The following is a 15,436-nucleotide window of genomic DNA, read 5'->3' on the forward strand; positions in this document are numbered from 1 at the left end:
GCCTACAGGTTCGGCGTGAGGCCTAGGAACCGCGACAACTCTTCACGCTTGGCCAACGCATCGCGCCGCCCCAACTCAATCAATTCGCTGCAATACCCCGCCTCGAACAGCAAGTAACTCAACACCCCTGCCCCGCTGGTCTTGGTCGCTCCCGGCCCGCGTAAAAACATACGCAATGCCGCCGGCAATTCCTGCCGATGCCGCGCCGCGATTTCATCGATGGGTTGGCTCGGTGCAATCACCAGCACCTCCACCGCCGCCACGCCAGGCGCGGCATGGCTGTACTGATTCAAGCGTTCCAGCAATTCGATGTCGCTTTCCAGGCTGTCAATGAACGTGCTGTTGAGCATGTGCCCGCCGATCTGCGCCAGGGTCGGCTCCTGGCCGGTGTAGGTGCGTTGCGTCGCCGGTTCATTGCCGCGCGGGTTGCCACTGACGCCGACCACCAGCACGCGGCTGGCGCCCAGGTGCAACGCCGGGCTGATCGGTGCCGATTGCCGCACGGCGCCATCGCCAAAATACTCCTGGTCGAGCTTCACCGGGGCGAACAGTAAGGGAATCGCCGAACTGGCCAGCAGGTGCTCAACCGTCAGTTGGGTCGGCACGCCGATGCGGCGGTGGCGTAACCAGGCGTCGATGGTGCCACCGCCCTGGTAGAAAGTTACCGCTTGCCCGGACTCGTAACCGAAGGCCGTCACCGCAACGGCGTGCAGGTGCTTGTGGCGGATAGCCTCGTCGATGCCCTCAAGGTTCAAGCGCTCCTGCAACAAATCGCGCAACGGCGAGCTGTTCAGCAGTGCCACCGGCACTTGGGCACCAATGCCCAGCAGGCTGTGGATGAAAAAGCGGCCCGCCTGACGAATCACCCCCGGCCAATCGCTGCGCAGCACCAGATGGCTGCGAAAGCCCTGCCAGAACGCGGTCAGGCGTTGGATGGCGGCGGTGAAGTCCATGGCACCACTGGCCAGGGTTACTGCGTTGATCGCGCCGGCCGAGGTGCCGACGATCACCGGGAAAGGGTTCGGCGACCCTGGCGGCAACAACTCGGCAATGGCCGCCAATACCCCTACCTGATACGCCGCTCGCGCCCCACCGCCGGAAAGAATCAAGCCAGTAACCGGTTCAGCTGGGCGCATTGCGTCACTCCATGTGGGCCATCAAGGGAAGGTTCGGTCTTATCAGCGGCGTTTTTCGTACAGCTTGGCTTCACCTGGCGGCCGGCTCTTGAAGCGGCGATGGGTCCACAGGTATTGCTCGGGGCATTCACGTACCGAGGCTTCGACCCACTGGTTGATGCGCAGGCAGTCGACTTCATCGCTCTCGCCGGGGAAGTCGGTCAACGGCGGGTGGATCACCAGGCGGTAGCCGCTGCCGTCGGCCAGGCGCTCCTGGGTGAACGGCACCACCAGCGCCTTGCCCAGGCGGGCGAACTTGCTGGTGGCGGTCACGGTGGCGGCCTGGATGCCGAACAGCGGCACGAAGATGCTTTGCTTGGCGCCGTAATCCTGGTCCGGTGCGTACCAGATGGCGCGGCCGGCGCGCAGCAGCTTGAGCATGCCACGCACGTCTTCGCGCTCCACGGCCAGGGAATCGAGGTTATGACGCTCGCGGCCACGGCGCTGGATATAGTCGAACAACGGGTTGCCGTGCTCGCGGTACATACCATCAATGGTGTGCTTCTGCCCCAGCAGCGCTGCGCCGATTTCCAGGGTGGTGAAGTGCAGGGCCATGAGGATCACGCCCTTGCCATCCAGCTGGGCCTGCTTGAGGTGTTCCAGGCCTTCGACGTGGGCCAGGCGCGCCAGGCGCTGGCGCGACCACCACCAGCTCATGGCCATTTCAAAGAACGCGATGCCGGTGGAGGCAAAGTTTTCCTTGAGCAAATGTTTACGCTCTTTGGCGGATTTTTCCGGGAAGCACAGTTCCAGGTTGCGTGCAGCGATGCGGCGACGTTCGCCGGCCACGCGGTACATACCCGCACCCAGCAGGCGACCAATCGCCAGCAGCGCACGGTACGGCAGTTGGGTGACCAGCCACAGCAGGCCGAGTCCCAGCCATAACAGCCAAAAACGCGGGTGAAAAAATACAGCTCGAAAACGCGGGCGATCCATTACAGATTCCGGTAAAGACAAGGGCCGCGCATTCTACAACGGTTCGACTCGGCTTGCGGCCCGTGAGTGTTCTCGTTATAAGTCTCGACACTTTTCGTGACAAGCCGCTTTTGCCGACCATGAGCCAAACCGAACCGCTAGACCAAGATCCCGTGTTCCAGCTGAAAGGCAGCATGCTCGCCATCACCGTGCTGGAACTCGCCCGTAATGACCTCGAGGCCCTGGACCGCCAGCTGGCCGCCAAGGTCGCCCTGGCGCCGAATTTCTTCAACAATGCCCCGCTGGTGCTGGCCCTGGACAAACTGCCCGCCGGCCAGGGCAGCATCGATCTGCCTGGCTTGATGCGTGTATGTCGCTCCCATGGGCTGCGCACCCTCGCGATTCGCGCCAGCCGTATCGAGGACATTGCCGCCGCCATCGCCATTGAACTGCCAGTACTGCCACCGTCCGGCGCGCGCGAGCGTCCGCTTGAACCATTGGTCGGTGAAGAGAAGAAAAAACCGGAAAAACCACCCGAGCCTGCGATCAAGCCTACAAAGATCATCACCTCGCCCGTACGCGGCGGGCAGCAAATTTACGCCCAGGGTGGCGACCTTGTGGTGATCTCCTCGGTCAGTCCGGGGGCGGAACTTCTGGCCGATGGCAACATCCATGTATACGGCCCGATGCGCGGACGTGCCCTCGCCGGCATCAAGGGAGATACCAAGGCCCGTATTTTTTGCCAGCAGTTGACCGCTGAGCTAGTGTCCATCGCAGGCCAGTACAAGGTTTCAGAAGATTTGCGCCGTGATCCGCTGTGGGGGGCTTCGGTGCAGGTCAACCTGTCGGGCGATGTGTTGAACATCATCCGTCTTTAACGGATACTGCCGCATTTTCCAAGCATCTCTAGACTCTGATAGCACAGCGAAACCGGCAAGACTTGCGTAGGAATAATCGGAAGTGACGTTTCCCCTAGGGAAACCCCATCTTTTTCCTACAAAGGCTGTCCGCCTGCAGCGAGTTCCAAGAGATGTTTTTCAGGGACCGAAATGTCCTTTTTCCTTAGGGGTGAAACACCTTGGCCAAGATTCTCGTGGTTACATCCGGCAAGGGTGGTGTGGGTAAGACCACCACCAGCGCCGCTATCGGTACCGGTCTCGCTCTGCGCGGCCACAAGACAGTTATCGTCGACTTCGACGTCGGCTTGCGTAACCTCGACCTGATCATGGGCTGCGAGCGCCGCGTGGTGTATGACTTCGTCAACGTGGTCAACGGTGAAGCCAACCTGCAACAGGCCCTGATCAAGGACAAGCGCCTTGAGAACCTGTACGTGCTGGCCGCGAGCCAGACCCGTGACAAAGACGCGCTGACCAAAGAAGGCGTAGGCAAAGTCCTCGCCGAGCTGAAGGAAACCTTCGAATACGTGGTCTGCGACTCGCCGGCCGGTATCGAGACCGGTGCTCACTTGGCGATGTACTTCGCCGATGAAGCCATCGTGGTCACCAACCCGGAAGTGTCCTCCGTACGTGACTCGGACCGCATGCTGGGCCTGCTGGCCAGCAAATCCAAGCGCGCCGAGGAAGGCCAGGACCCGATCAAGGAGCACCTGCTGCTCACCCGCTACAACCCTGAGCGCGTCAGCAACGGCGAAATGCTGGGCGTTGAAGACGTGAAGGAAATCCTCGCCGTGACCCTGCTGGGTGTGATCCCGGAATCCCAGGCCGTCCTGAAAGCTTCCAACCAGGGCGTTCCAGTGATTCTTGACGACCAGAGCGACGCCGGCCAGGCGTACAGCGATGCCGTTGATCGCTTGCTGGGCAAGACCGTGGAACATCGCTTCCTCGATGTTAAGAAGAAGGGATTCTTCGAGCGTATCTTTGGAGGCAACTAAACAATGAAATTTCTCGACTTCTTTCGCGCCAACAAAAAGCCAAGTACCGCGTCGGTAGCGAAAGAGCGTCTACAGATCATCGTGGCGCACGAACGCGGCCAACGCAGCACGCCGGACTACCTGCCAGCCTTGCAGAAGGAACTGGTCGAGGTGATCCGCAAGTACGTCAATATCGGCAACGATGACGTGCATGTCGCCCTGGAAAATGACGGCAGCTGCTCGATTCTGGAACTCAATATCACCCTGCCTGATCGTTGATCGAAAAGGCGGCTGCCACGGCGGCTCGTTCACCCTGACCTGTTTTACGGGCCGGGTGGGCGAGCCGCCGTTGGCGTTTGTTACGAGGCTGTTTAATGCCGTTGTCCACTATCCATATCCTCTATCAGGACGACGCTGTCCTGGTGGTGAACAAGCCCACCCTGCTGCTCTCGGTGCCTGGCCGCGCCGATGACAACAAGGATTGCCTGATCACCCGCCTGCAGGAAAACGGCTACCCCGAAGCCCGCATCGTCCATCGCCTGGACTGGGAAACCTCTGGGATCATCCTGCTGGCCCGGGACGCCGATACTCACCGCGAACTGTCCCGCCAGTTTCACGACCGTGAAACCGAAAAGGCTTACACCGCCCTGGCCTGGGGCCAACCGGAACTGGACAGCGGCAGCATCGACCTGCCCCTGCGCTACGACCCGCCGACCAAGCCTCGCCATGTGGTCGACCATGAATTCGGCAAGCATGCGCTGACCTTCTGGAAGGTGTTGGAACGGTGTGGCGACTGGTGCCGCGTCGAGCTGACGCCGATCACCGGGCGCTCGCATCAGTTGCGCGTGCACATGCTCTCCATCGGCCACCCGCTGTTGGGTGATGGCCTGTATGCCCATGAGCAGGCCCTGGCCGCCTGGCCGCGCCTGTGCCTGCACGCCAGCATGCTGAGCTTCACCCACCCGCAAAGTGGCGAGCGTTTGCGCTTCGAGTGCCCCGCCCCTTTTTAAAGCTGCGAACGCAGTACATTGTGGGAGCTGGCTTGCCTGCGATAGCGGTCTATCTGTGCCAAATGCATTGACTGACACACCGCTATCGCAGGCAAGCCAGCTCCCACAGTAGTTTTGTGTGTTGCTCAAGAAGGTAGCTTCACGCCAAATCGCGAGCCAATACGGTAAACTCCGCGCATTGCTGTCTGGAGCTATTTATGCGCGAAGCGTTGAATCAAGGCCTGATCGACTTCCTCAAGGCCTCCCCTACTCCTTTTCATGCCACTGCTGCCCTGGCCCAGCGCCTGGAAGCGGCCGGCTACCAGCGTCTCGACGAGCGCGAAACCTGGACCACCGAGGCCAACGGGCGCTATTACGTCACCCGTAACGATTCCTCGATCATCGCCTTCAAGCTCGGCCGTCATTCGCCGCTGCAAGGCGGTATCCGCCTGGTCGGCGCCCACACCGACAGCCCGTGCCTGCGGGTCAAGCCCCAGCCTGAACTGCAACGCCAGGGCTTCTGGCAGTTGGGCGTGGAAGTCTACGGCGGCGCGCTGCTGGCGCCGTGGTTCGACCGCGACCTGTCCCTGGCCGGCCGCGTCACTTTCCGCCGCGATGGCAAGGTCGAAAGCCAGCTGATCGATTTCAAGCTGCCGATTGCCATCATCCCCAACCTGGCCATTCACCTGAACCGTGAAGCCAACCAGGGTTGGGCGATCAATGCCCAGACCGAGCTGCCGCCGATCCTCGCGCAATTTGCCGGTGACGAGCGCGTGGACTTCCGCGCCGTGCTCACCGAGCAGCTTGCGCGGGAACATGGCTTGAATGCCGATGTGGTGCTCGACTACGAGCTGAGCTTCTACGACACGCAAAGCGCTGCGGTCATCGGCCTGAACGGCGACTTCATCGCTGGCGCACGCCTGGATAACCTGCTGTCGTGCTACGCGGGCCTGCAAGCCCTGCTCACCAGCGACAGCGAAGAAACCTGCGTGCTGGTGTGCAACGACCACGAAGAGGTCGGCTCCTGCTCGGCGTGCGGCGCCGATGGCCCGATGCTCGAGCAGACCCTGCGCCGCCTGCTGCCGGAAGGTGATGAATTCGTACGCACCATTCAGAAATCCCTGTTGGTATCGGCCGACAACGCCCACGGCGTGCACCCGAACTACGCCGAGAAGCACGACGCCAACCACGGTCCCAAGCTCAATGCCGGCCCGGTGATCAAGGTCAACAGCAATCAGCGCTACGCCACCAACAGCGAAACCGCCGGGTTCTTCCGCCACCTGTGCATGGCTCAGGAAGTGCCGGTGCAGAGCTTCGTGGTGCGCAGCGACATGGGTTGCGGCTCCACCATCGGCCCGATCACCGCCAGCCACCTGGGCGTGCGCACCGTGGACATCGGCCTGCCGACGTTTGCCATGCACTCCATTCGCGAACTGTGCGGCAGCCATGACCTGGCGCATCTGGTCAAGGTGTTGGGTGCGTTTTATGCAAGCCACGACCTGCCCTGATAATTAGGGCTGACTCGGTCAAAAATGTGGGAGCGGGCTTGCTCGCGAATGCAGAGTGTCAGTCAAAGATGTTGTGACTGATCCACCGCATTCGCGAGCAAGCCCGCTCCCACATTAGTTCTGCGTACACCTGATCTGCATCACCTGCATTTTCCGCAATCCGACCTAGACTTGTCAGTATTCCCACTCCGACAAGGCCGTCGCACCATGATCTCCATGTCCTCCTTCCACGCCATGCTTATCCCGATCATGATCGGCATGATCCTGTTGGCTGTAGGCTTCAACTTCCGTGACAAGCCCCTCGGCGTATTAGGCATGTGGATCGGCATGCTGCTGATCCTGGGCACCGTGGTGTACAAGATCCTCGCCAAACTGGCCGAATGACGATTGCACTCGTACACTCGGTCAATTCGTCGTTTCCAAGGTTGACCGCCTCGTGCTTTCCCGTCTGTTTGCCCTGCCCTGCTATTGCCTGATTGCCCTGCTCACCCTGCTGCCGCTCGCGCCTGCCCAAGCCGTGAGCTTGCCTGGCTTGCTGGGCAGTACCAATAAGACCCAACCCCAGGCCGAAGTGCCGCTGGGGCAGTCGTTGGACGAGGTGATCAAAACCCTGGAGAACGACCAGCAGCGTACCCAGTTGCTCACTGACCTGAAAAAACTGCGCGCCGCCACACAAAAAGCCCAGCCTGCCGCCGAGCAGGGGGTACTGGGGCTGATCGGCAGTACGCTGTCCGGTTTTGAGCAGCAGTTCTCCGGCGCCGACAGCCCGTTGGGGCGCTGGTCCAACGAGGTCGACCTGGCCAAGGAAGAACTCAGCGCGCTGATGCTGCCGGCCAACGAATGGCTGCCGATCATTTTCGGGTTTGCCCTGATCCTGGCGGTCTGGAGCCTGCTCGCCGCCGCGCTGATCTGGCTCAGCCACCGCGTTCGCGAACGCTTCGGCCTGCCCGAAGAACTGCCGCAACACCCGCGCACCTGGGACATGGTGCGCTTTGCCCTGCGCAAACTCGGCCCGTGGCTGATCGCCTTGGTGATCACGGTCTACCTGAGCTATGCGCTGCCCTCGTCCCTGGGCAAATCCCTGGCGATGGTCCTGGCCTACGCGCTGGTGGTGGGCACCTGTTTTTCGGCCATCTGCGTGATTGCCTTCTCCGTGCTCGACGGTCCCCATCGTCATCGCGCGTTGTATATCCTGCGCCACCAGGCCTTCCGCCCACTCTGGTGGATCGGCAGCTTTGCCGCCTTCGGTGAAGCCTTGAGCGACCCGCGCTTGGTTCAGGCCCTGGGCCAGCACTTGTCCCATACGGCTGCAACGGTCGCCAATGTGATGGCGGCGCTGTCCACCGGCGTATTCATCCTGCGTTTCCGCCGGCCCATCGCCCACCTGATCCGCAACCAGCCACTGTCGCGCCGCCTGACGCGCCGCGCCCTCAGTGACACCATCGAAATCATCGGCTCCTTCTGGTACATCCCGGCGTTGTTGCTGGTGGGCATCTCGCTGTTCGCCACCTTTGTCTCTGCCGGCGATACCAGCACGGCCTTGCGCCAGTCCCTGCTGTGCACCGTGTTGCTGGTGCTGTGCATGGTGATCAACGGGTTGGTGCGTCGCCACGCCCTCAAGCCGCAACGCGGGCACAAACGCCATGCGCTGTACTCCGAGCGCCTGAAAAGCTTCGTCTACACCCTGGCCCACCTGGTGGTATGGCTGGTGTTTATCGAATTAGGCCTGCGCGTGTGGGGCCTGTCGCTGATCCGTTTTACCGAAGGCGACGGCCATGAAATCAGCGTCAAGCTGTTCGGCCTCGGCGGCACGCTGCTGTTCGCCTGGCTGATCTGGATCCTCAGTGACACCGCGATCCATCACGCCCTCACCCGTTCGCGCAAAGGCCTGGCCAATGCGCGGGCGCAAACCATGATGCCGTTGATCCGCAACGTGTTGTTCGTGACCATCTTTATCATCGCCGCGATTGTCGCCCTGGCGAACATGGGCATGAACGTCACGCCGCTGCTGGCGGGTGCCGGTGTGATCGGCCTGGCCATCGGCTTTGGTGCGCAATCGCTGGTGGCAGACTTGATCACCGGCCTGTTCATCATCATCGAAGACTCCCTGGCCATCGATGACTACGTGGATGTCGGCGGCCACCTGGGGACGGTGGAAGGCCTGACCATCCGCACCGTGCGCCTGCGCGACATCGACGGCATCGTGCACACCATTCCGTTCAGCGAGATCAAGAGCATCAAGAACTACTCACGGGAGTTCGGCTACGCGATCTTCCGGGTGGCGATTCCCTACAACATGGAAATCGACGACGCCATCAAGCTGATGCGCGATGTCGGCCAGAAAATGCGCAACGACCCTCTGCAACGTCGCAATATCTGGTCGCCACTGGAGATCCAGGGCGTAGAGAGTTTCGAATCCGGCAGCGCGATCCTGCGCGCACGCTTCAAGACGGCGCCGATCAAGCAGTGGGAAGTGTCGCGGGCGTTCAACCTGTCGCTCAAGCGTCATCTGGATGAAGCCGGGCTGGACCTGGCCACGCCGCGCTTGAGTGTGCAGGTGGTGACCGCCGGCACGGTGCAGGAGAAAGATCAACAACAATAAACTCAGGAGAGGTCCTTATGCGTTTAACCGGTCTGACACACCAATGGGCGTTCGGCATGCTGTGCGCTGTGGCCAGCAGTGTCGTGGTTGCCGCCAGCAGCGACCAGGAGAGTGCCCGGGAGGCAATCGCCACCCAGGCAACGGCACTTGAGCCGGCGCTGCTGGAAACCCGACGCGACATTCACGCCCACCCTGAACTGGGCAACACCGAAACCCGCACGGCCGAGCTGGTCGCCAAACAGCTGCGTGACCTGGGCCTTGAGGTCAAGACCGGTGTCGCCCGCACCGGCGTGGTCGCCGTACTCAAAGGCGCCCTGCCCGGCCCGACCGTCGCCTTGCGTGCCGACATGGATGCACTACCGGTGAAGGAAGTCGCCGACTTGCCTTTCGCCTCCAAAGCCAAAGGCACCTACTTGGGCAAGGACGTCGACGTGATGCACGCCTGCGGCCACGACGCCCATGTCGCCATCCTGCTGAGCACTGCGAAGATCCTGACCGGCATGCGCGAACGCCTGCCCGGCACCGTGGTGTTCTACTTCCAACCGGCCGAAGAAGGCCCGAGTGATTTCATCCCCGACGGTAAAAATACCTGGGGGGCCAAAATGATGGTGCAAGAAGGCGTGATGAAGGCGCCCAAGCCGGACGCAGTGTTTGGCCTGCATGTGTGGGCGGGTGTACCCGCCGGCCAGATTGCCTACCGTCCGGGACCGACCCTGGCCAGCTCGGATGACTTGCGCATCAAGATCCTCGGCAAACAGACCCACGCCGGTCGCCCCTGGGACGGCATCGACCCGATCACCGTGGGCGCAGAGACCATCGTCGGCCTGCAAACCGTGGTCAGCCGCCGCACTGACATTTCCTCGTTCCCCTCAGTGGTGAGCATTGGCACCATCAACGGTGGCACGCGCTACAACATCATCCCTGAGTCGGTGGACATGACCGGCACCATTCGCTCCTACGACTACGGCATCCGCCAGAAACTGCACGCGGATGTGCGGCAGACCGTGGAAAAAATCGCCGAAAGCGGCGGCGCCAAGGCCGAAGTCACCATCATCGAGAAGTACGACCCCACCATCAACAACCCGGCGTTGACCGAGAAGATGCTGCCGAGCCTGCGCTGGGCGGCCAAGGATGACGTGGTGCAGGCCCCGCTGGTGGGCGGCGCCGAAGATTTCTCGTTTTATGCCAAGGAAACACCGGGGCTGTTTGTGTTCCTGGGGGTGACGCCGAGGGATCAGGACATGAGCAAGGCGGCGCCGAACCACAACCCGGGGTTCTTTGTGGATGAGTCAGCGCTGGTAGTGGGGGTGAGGACGTTGGCGTCGTTGGCGACGGATTACCTGTACGCCAACCAGGCACTGTGAAGCGTTTCTGTGGGAGCGGGCTTGCCCGTGATGGCGGTGTGTCAGGCGATGTATTCGATGACTGATAAACCGCTATCGCGGGCAAGCCCGCTCCCACATTTGATTTGCGGTGCTTAAGCGAGCGTGGCGCCATCCATCTTCTGGCGCAGGCTCAGTGGACGCATATCGGTCCAGACTTCTTCGATGTAGGCCAAGCACTCTTTCTTCATGCCGCTCTTGCCCACGGTGCGCCAGCCTTCCGGCACAGCCTTGTAATCGGGCCAGATGGAATACTGTTCTTCATGGTTGACCACTACCTGAAACAGGATGTCGTCGCGGTCAAATACTGAGGTCATTGCTGTTCTCCATCGCTAAAAGGCTGGCTGCGCACCGCGCGCAGCACTGATATCTGTAGAAACGTACCGAACCGGAAAAAAATTAGAGGCTGGCGACCGCTGCCGCCAAAGCGCGCCCGAAGATATCCGCCACCCGGTCGATTTCAACAGCGGTGATCACCAGTGGTGGCAGGAACCGCACCACGCTGCCATGCCGGCCACCGAGCTCGAGGATCAGCCCACGCTTGAGGCATTCGCGCTGCACCAGCGGCGCCAGCTGGCGATGCACCGGCGGGTGGCCCTGGATGTCTGGCGTGCCAGTCGGGTCTACCAGTTCCACGCCGAGCATCAGCCCACGGCCGCGAATATCCCCCAGGTGCGGGAAGTCGCGCTGCAGGATGCGCAGGTGCTCACCCAGGCGCTCGCCCATGGTTGCGGCGTGACCGGCCAGGTCGTGGTCCTTGAGGTAGCGCATCACTGCCGAGCCCGCCGCCATCGCCATCTGGTTGCCACGGAAGGTCCCGGCGTGTGCGCCCGGCAGCCAGGTGTCGAGCCAGTCGCGGTACACCACCACCGCCAGCGGCAAGCTGCCGCCGATGGCCTTGGACATCACCACCACATCCGGAATGATGCCGGCGTGTTCGAAGGCGAACATTTTGCCGGTGCGGCCGAAACCGCTCTGGATTTCATCGACGATCAACGCCACGCCCGCCTGCTCGGTGATGCGTCGCAGGCCACGTAGCCAGTCGAGGTCAGCCGGAATCACACCGCCCTCGCCCTGCACCACCTCGACAATCACCGCCGCCGGCAGCAATACCCCCGCCTCAGGGTCATTCAGCAGGTTTTCCAAGTAGTGCAGGTTGACCTTCACCCCTTGCGCCCCGCCTAAACCAAACGGGCAACGGTAGTCGTAGGGGTACGGTAAGAATTGCACGCCATTGCCGAGCAAGGCGCCCAAGGGTTTCTTCGGCCCCAGGCTGCCCATCAGGCTCAAGGCACCCTGGCTCATGCCGTGGTAACCGCCCTGGAACGACAACACCGTGCTGCGCCCGGTGGCGGTGCGCACCAGCTTCAACGCGGCTTCCACCGCATCGGTGCCGGTGGGCCCGCAGAACTGGATCTTCGCTTCCCGCGCCAATGCCGGCGGCAACAGGCCGAACAGGTCCTGCACGAACTGGTCCTTGACCGGCGTGGTCAGGTCCAGCGTGTGCAGTGGCAGTTCATCGGCCAGCACTTGCTGGATGGCCTCGATCACCACCGGGTGGTTATGCCCCAACGCCAGGGTGCCGGCGCCGGCCAGGCAGTCGATGAAGCTGCGGCCTTCCACGTCTTCCACGTAAATACCCTTGGCGCGCTTGAGCGCCAGGGGAATGCGCCGAGGGTAGCTGCGGGCGTTGGACTCCTGCTGGCGCTGGCGGGCGAGCAAGGGTGTTTCGTCGAACTGGTAGAGCGTTTCATGCACCTGGGCGTCTTCGATACGGCTGGTAGCGACTGACATTTCTCGATCCCTCAATACGCTGATGTGGTGACCAAACTGCCGATCCGCTGGCGTCTGGCCCAAGGGGCATGCGCACGGATTTCCTGTTCTGGAAACGCACCAGCATGAGAGGGATTTAGTGACTGTGATCGTTAACTGATGGATGAAGATCCAAATGTGGGAGCGGACTTGCTCGCGAAGGCGGTGCGTCAGTCGCCACTCCCATCAACTGGCAGATTGCATTCGCGAGCAAGCCCACTCCCACATTTGAACCGCGTTCGGCATCAGAGCCCCAGGTATTTTTCGTTCAGCGCATACAAAATCGCGCAGGTCTCCCCGTCCAGAAACCCGCAGTAATCCCGAGGCCGAAAGTGCATCTGAAACGCCCTCGTCCTCTGCTGAAACCCTTGCCGATTTTTCGCAGGCGCATACCCGTAACGCTGAAACGCCCGCTCCACCTCGACCTCTGGCGGCAACCCGAGGCAAAAGCGGCGCTGGTACATTGCCCGCGTCGCCTCATCAAACCAGGCCCCTACCCCCGCCTCATGCAAACCCTGCCACGGCAGCCGAGGCCCCGGATCACTCTTGCGCCCGTACGCCACGTCCGAGTGCCCGAGGATGTCGGTCGGCCCGATCTGCGGATAACGCCCCAGAACGTCGCGGACCAGCGCAATCAACACCTCGATTTGTTCCTGCCCGTAGGCAGGAAACGTGAACACACCGCCGTCATCCCGCGCCAGGTTGACGATCTCGATGCCAATCGAGCGGCTATTAAGGTTGTCACGCCCCGCCCAATGGCTCACCCCGGCATGCCAGGCGCGTTTGTCCTCCTCCACTAACCGGAAGACCCGCAGTTCTTCATAGCCCGCAGCGCGGTAGCTGGGGTCCTCTGGATCGGGCAGCAGGTAGTGCGCGCTGACCCCGTCCTGGGTCAGGGTGCGCAGGGATGAGCCAAAAGGCGCCGCGGTGTAATGCAGGATCAACTGCCGCACCGGCTCGCCGTTGCGTTCGTTGAAGCCTTTGGCAGGGAAACTTGTATCAATGACCAACATAAGAACCGTCCTTTTCAATACAGGCCGAGTCGTTCAGCCCGTTCAAGCGCAAAAAAATTACCGCCATCCTGAAGACTTGATCCTCAGGAGGGCGGTAACTATTTGGCACGTGAGAGAAAAGGGATCAGCGTCGCAGCGGCATGCCCAGGTCGACGCGCAGGCCGTCCGGTTGGCTGTCGAACTTCAACGAGCAGGCGCAACGCTGCACGATCGCTTGCACGATCGCCAGGCCCAGGCCGCAGCCTTCGCTGTTGCCATTGCGCCAGAAGCGTTGGGTCAGGTACTGCAGGTCCTCGGGGGAGATCTGCTTGCCGTGGTCGCGCACGCGAAACACCACCGTGTCGGCGGCGGTGATTACGCTAAGTTCCACCCGGGTGTCCGCCGGCGTGTGGCGCAAGGCGTTGTCCAGCAGGTTGCGCAAGGCCGCAACCGCCAGGCCCACCGGCATTTCCACCGGGGTGGCCGAGAGGTTGGCCGGCAGGATCAGGTCGATACGCGCGTTGTCACCGGCATTGGCATCCTGGATCGCCAGCCGTGCCACATCCTCGGCACTGGAGTGCATGCCATCGTCAAACGACAGGTTGCCCTCCACTCGCGCCAGCAACAGCAATTGTTCCAGGGTCCGGTGCAGGCGGTCGGCGCCCTCCTCGGCATGGGCCAGGGACTGGTCGCGGGCCGCGCCCTCGGTCATGCGGGCTACTTGCAGGTGGGTCTTGATGGCTGTCAGCGGGCTGCGCAGTTCATGGGCGGCGTCGCCGGTAAGGCGGCGTTCGCGCTCGATGGTCTTGGCGATGCGTTGCAGCAGTTGGTTCTGGGTGTCGAGCAGCGGCTTGAGCTCGCTGGGCAACGGATGGATCTGCAGCGGTTCGAGGGAGTCGGCACTGCGGCGCATCAAGGCGTCGCGCATGCGATTGAGCGGTAGCAGGCTCTGGCCGATACCCAGCCACAGCAGGCACAGGCAGCCGAGCATCGCCACGCCCACCGGCACCGACGCCGCCAGCAGGATCGACAGGTTCAGCGCTTCACGCTCCACCTGGCGGTCGGCGGTGGTGATTAAAAGGTCGCCACGGGACAGGGTGAAACTGCGCCAACCCACGCCATCGATGACCTGGTCACGAAACCCGCTCATGCGCGATTCCAGCCCCTCGTCCGGCGTGGTGTGGCTGCGTGCCAGGATTTCCCCGCGCAGGGAGCTGACCTGGCAGGCCATGCCACCCGGCACCTGCAACTGTTCGGCGCTGAAATGCGCGCCGCCACTCACACTGGCAAGGCCCGGCATCTGCTCGGTCAGCCCCGCCACCATGCGCGCCGACGCCACCAGGCGCTGGTCGAGGGAGAACATCATCTGGTTGCGCAGGTCGTTGAGCATCCAGGCGGCCGCCAGGGCCCAGATCAACACAAAAGCGGCGCCCAGCTTGAACGTCAGGCGCAGGCGCAGGCTCTTCACGATGCGTCCTCGCCCCCGTCAGCCGGGCCCAGGCGGTAGCCGAGGCCGCGCACGGTCTCGACGATGCCGTTACCCAATTTGCGCCGCAGGTGGTGGATATGCACGTTGAGGGCGTTGCTCTCCAACTCGTCGTTGAAGCCGTAGACGCTGTCCTTGAGCTGCTCGCTGGACAACACACGCCCCTTGTTGTGCAGCAAGGCTTGCAGCAGCGCCTGCTCGCGGCGCGAGAGGTCCACCGGCTGGCCGCCCAGGAAGGTTTCGCGGCTGCTGGGGTCGTAGGCCAGGCGACCATGCTCGATCAGGTTGACGCTGCGGCCCGCCACCCGTCGCAACAGGGTTTGCAGGCGCGCGGCGAGTTCGCGCAGGTCGAAGGGTTTGAGCAGGTAGTCGTCGGCGCCAGCTTGCAGGCCGTCGACGCGGTTGGTCACCGAGTCTCGCGCGGTGAGGATCAGCACCGGAATTTCCAGGCCCTGGCTGCGCTGTTGCTGCAATAGCTTGAGGCCGTCTTCATCCGGCAGGCCGAGGTCGAGCACCATGATGTCGAAGGTCGCCGCCTTGAGCATCGCGCGTGCGGCGCCCGCCGTGGCCACGCGCTCGACGGTAAAACCCTGGGCGGTGAGGCCGGCCACGATGCCGCTGGCGATGAGTTCGTCGTCTTCGCAGACCAATACGTGCATGCTGAACCCTTCATAAAAGATCGGGAGATTAAAAGTGCCGTGGATT

The 15,436-nt window shown here is 62.3% G+C and carries 15 protein-coding genes; 8 read left to right on the forward strand and 7 right to left on the reverse strand.

Going from position 1 to position 15,436, the window contains the following annotated elements; all coding sequences use genetic code 11:
- Positions 1-2: 2 nt before the first annotated feature.
- Positions 3-1,136 (reverse strand): patatin-like phospholipase family protein, encoded by a 1,134-nt coding sequence (locus KHP07_RS22785; RefSeq protein ID WP_099492370.1) that lies wholly within the window; start codon positions 1,134-1,136, stop codon positions 3-5.
- Between the two features lie 42 nt (positions 1,137-1,178).
- Positions 1,179-2,111, reverse strand: a complete 933-nt coding sequence (locus KHP07_RS22790) for a lipid A biosynthesis lauroyl acyltransferase (protein WP_099492369.1) — start codon at positions 2,109-2,111, stop codon at positions 1,179-1,181.
- 119 nt (positions 2,112-2,230) lie between these two features.
- Here KHP07_RS22790 and minC point away from each other — a divergent pair, with 119 nt between their 5' ends.
- The 8 genes from minC (at position 2,231) to KHP07_RS22830 (ending at position 10,423) form a co-directional block, all read left to right on the forward strand.
- A complete protein-coding gene (minC, locus tag KHP07_RS22795; protein ID WP_078049573.1) occupies positions 2,231-2,968 on the forward strand; it encodes a septum site-determining protein MinC in 738 nt (245 codons plus the stop codon).
- A 200-nt stretch (positions 2,969-3,168) separates the two neighbouring features.
- Positions 3,169-3,981, forward strand: coding sequence for a septum site-determining protein MinD (gene minD, locus KHP07_RS22800; protein ID WP_003175251.1), 813 nt, complete (start codon positions 3,169-3,171; stop codon positions 3,979-3,981).
- 3 nt (positions 3,982-3,984) lie between these two features.
- Positions 3,985-4,239, forward strand: a complete 255-nt coding sequence (gene minE, locus KHP07_RS22805) for a cell division topological specificity factor MinE (RefSeq protein ID WP_003175252.1) — start codon at positions 3,985-3,987, stop codon at positions 4,237-4,239.
- A 95-nt stretch (positions 4,240-4,334) separates the two neighbouring features.
- Positions 4,335-4,970, forward strand: a complete 636-nt coding sequence (locus KHP07_RS22810; protein ID WP_078049574.1) for an RluA family pseudouridine synthase — start codon at positions 4,335-4,337, stop codon at positions 4,968-4,970.
- A gap of 197 nt (positions 4,971-5,167) precedes the next feature.
- Complete coding sequence (locus KHP07_RS22815) at positions 5,168-6,457, forward strand: M18 family aminopeptidase (protein WP_025854984.1); 1,290 nt, start codon at positions 5,168-5,170, stop codon at positions 6,455-6,457.
- 207 nt (positions 6,458-6,664) lie between these two features.
- On the forward strand, positions 6,665-6,841 hold the full coding sequence (locus tag KHP07_RS22820; protein WP_214498074.1) for a hypothetical protein: 177 nt from the start codon (positions 6,665-6,667) through the stop codon (positions 6,839-6,841).
- Between the two features lie 52 nt (positions 6,842-6,893).
- Positions 6,894-9,059 carry a mechanosensitive ion channel family protein gene (locus tag KHP07_RS22825; protein ID WP_078049575.1) on the forward strand — a complete coding sequence of 722 codons (2,166 nt, stop codon included), beginning with the start codon at positions 6,894-6,896 and terminating at the stop codon, positions 9,057-9,059.
- Between the two features lie 17 nt (positions 9,060-9,076).
- Positions 9,077-10,423 (forward strand): amidohydrolase, encoded by a 1,347-nt coding sequence (locus tag KHP07_RS22830; RefSeq protein WP_100492422.1) that lies wholly within the window; start codon positions 9,077-9,079, stop codon positions 10,421-10,423.
- Between the two features lie 113 nt (positions 10,424-10,536).
- Here the strand turns inward: KHP07_RS22830 and KHP07_RS22835 are convergent, their stop codons facing one another.
- The 5 genes from KHP07_RS22835 to KHP07_RS22855 form a co-directional block, all read right to left on the reverse strand.
- On the reverse strand, positions 10,537-10,758 hold the full coding sequence (locus tag KHP07_RS22835; protein WP_065873388.1) for an MbtH family protein: 222 nt from the start codon (positions 10,756-10,758) through the stop codon (positions 10,537-10,539).
- Positions 10,759-10,840: 82 nt separating this feature from the next.
- The gene (locus tag KHP07_RS22840) at positions 10,841-12,235 is read right to left on the reverse strand and encodes an aspartate aminotransferase family protein (RefSeq protein ID WP_078049577.1); all 1,395 of its coding nucleotides are present in this window, start codon (positions 12,233-12,235) and stop codon (positions 10,841-10,843) included.
- A gap of 263 nt (positions 12,236-12,498) precedes the next feature.
- The gene (locus KHP07_RS22845; RefSeq protein ID WP_214498075.1) at positions 12,499-13,266 is read right to left on the reverse strand and encodes an N-acetylmuramoyl-L-alanine amidase; all 768 of its coding nucleotides are present in this window, start codon (positions 13,264-13,266) and stop codon (positions 12,499-12,501) included.
- A 124-nt stretch (positions 13,267-13,390) separates the two neighbouring features.
- Entirely contained in the window at positions 13,391-14,713 is a 1,323-nt protein-coding gene (locus tag KHP07_RS22850; RefSeq protein ID WP_078049579.1) for an ATP-binding protein, read from the reverse strand.
- Positions 14,710-15,390: a response regulator gene (locus tag KHP07_RS22855; protein ID WP_025858611.1), complete on the reverse strand. Its 681-nt coding sequence runs from the start codon at positions 15,388-15,390 to the stop codon at positions 14,710-14,712. Before KHP07_RS22855 ends, KHP07_RS22850 begins: the two co-directional genes overlap by 4 nt.
- Positions 15,391-15,436 lie beyond the last annotated feature (46 nt).

Source organism: Pseudomonas sp. VS40 (genome assembly GCF_018587885.1).
Lineage (GTDB): Bacteria > Pseudomonadota > Gammaproteobacteria > Pseudomonadales > Pseudomonadaceae > Aquipseudomonas > Aquipseudomonas pergaminensis.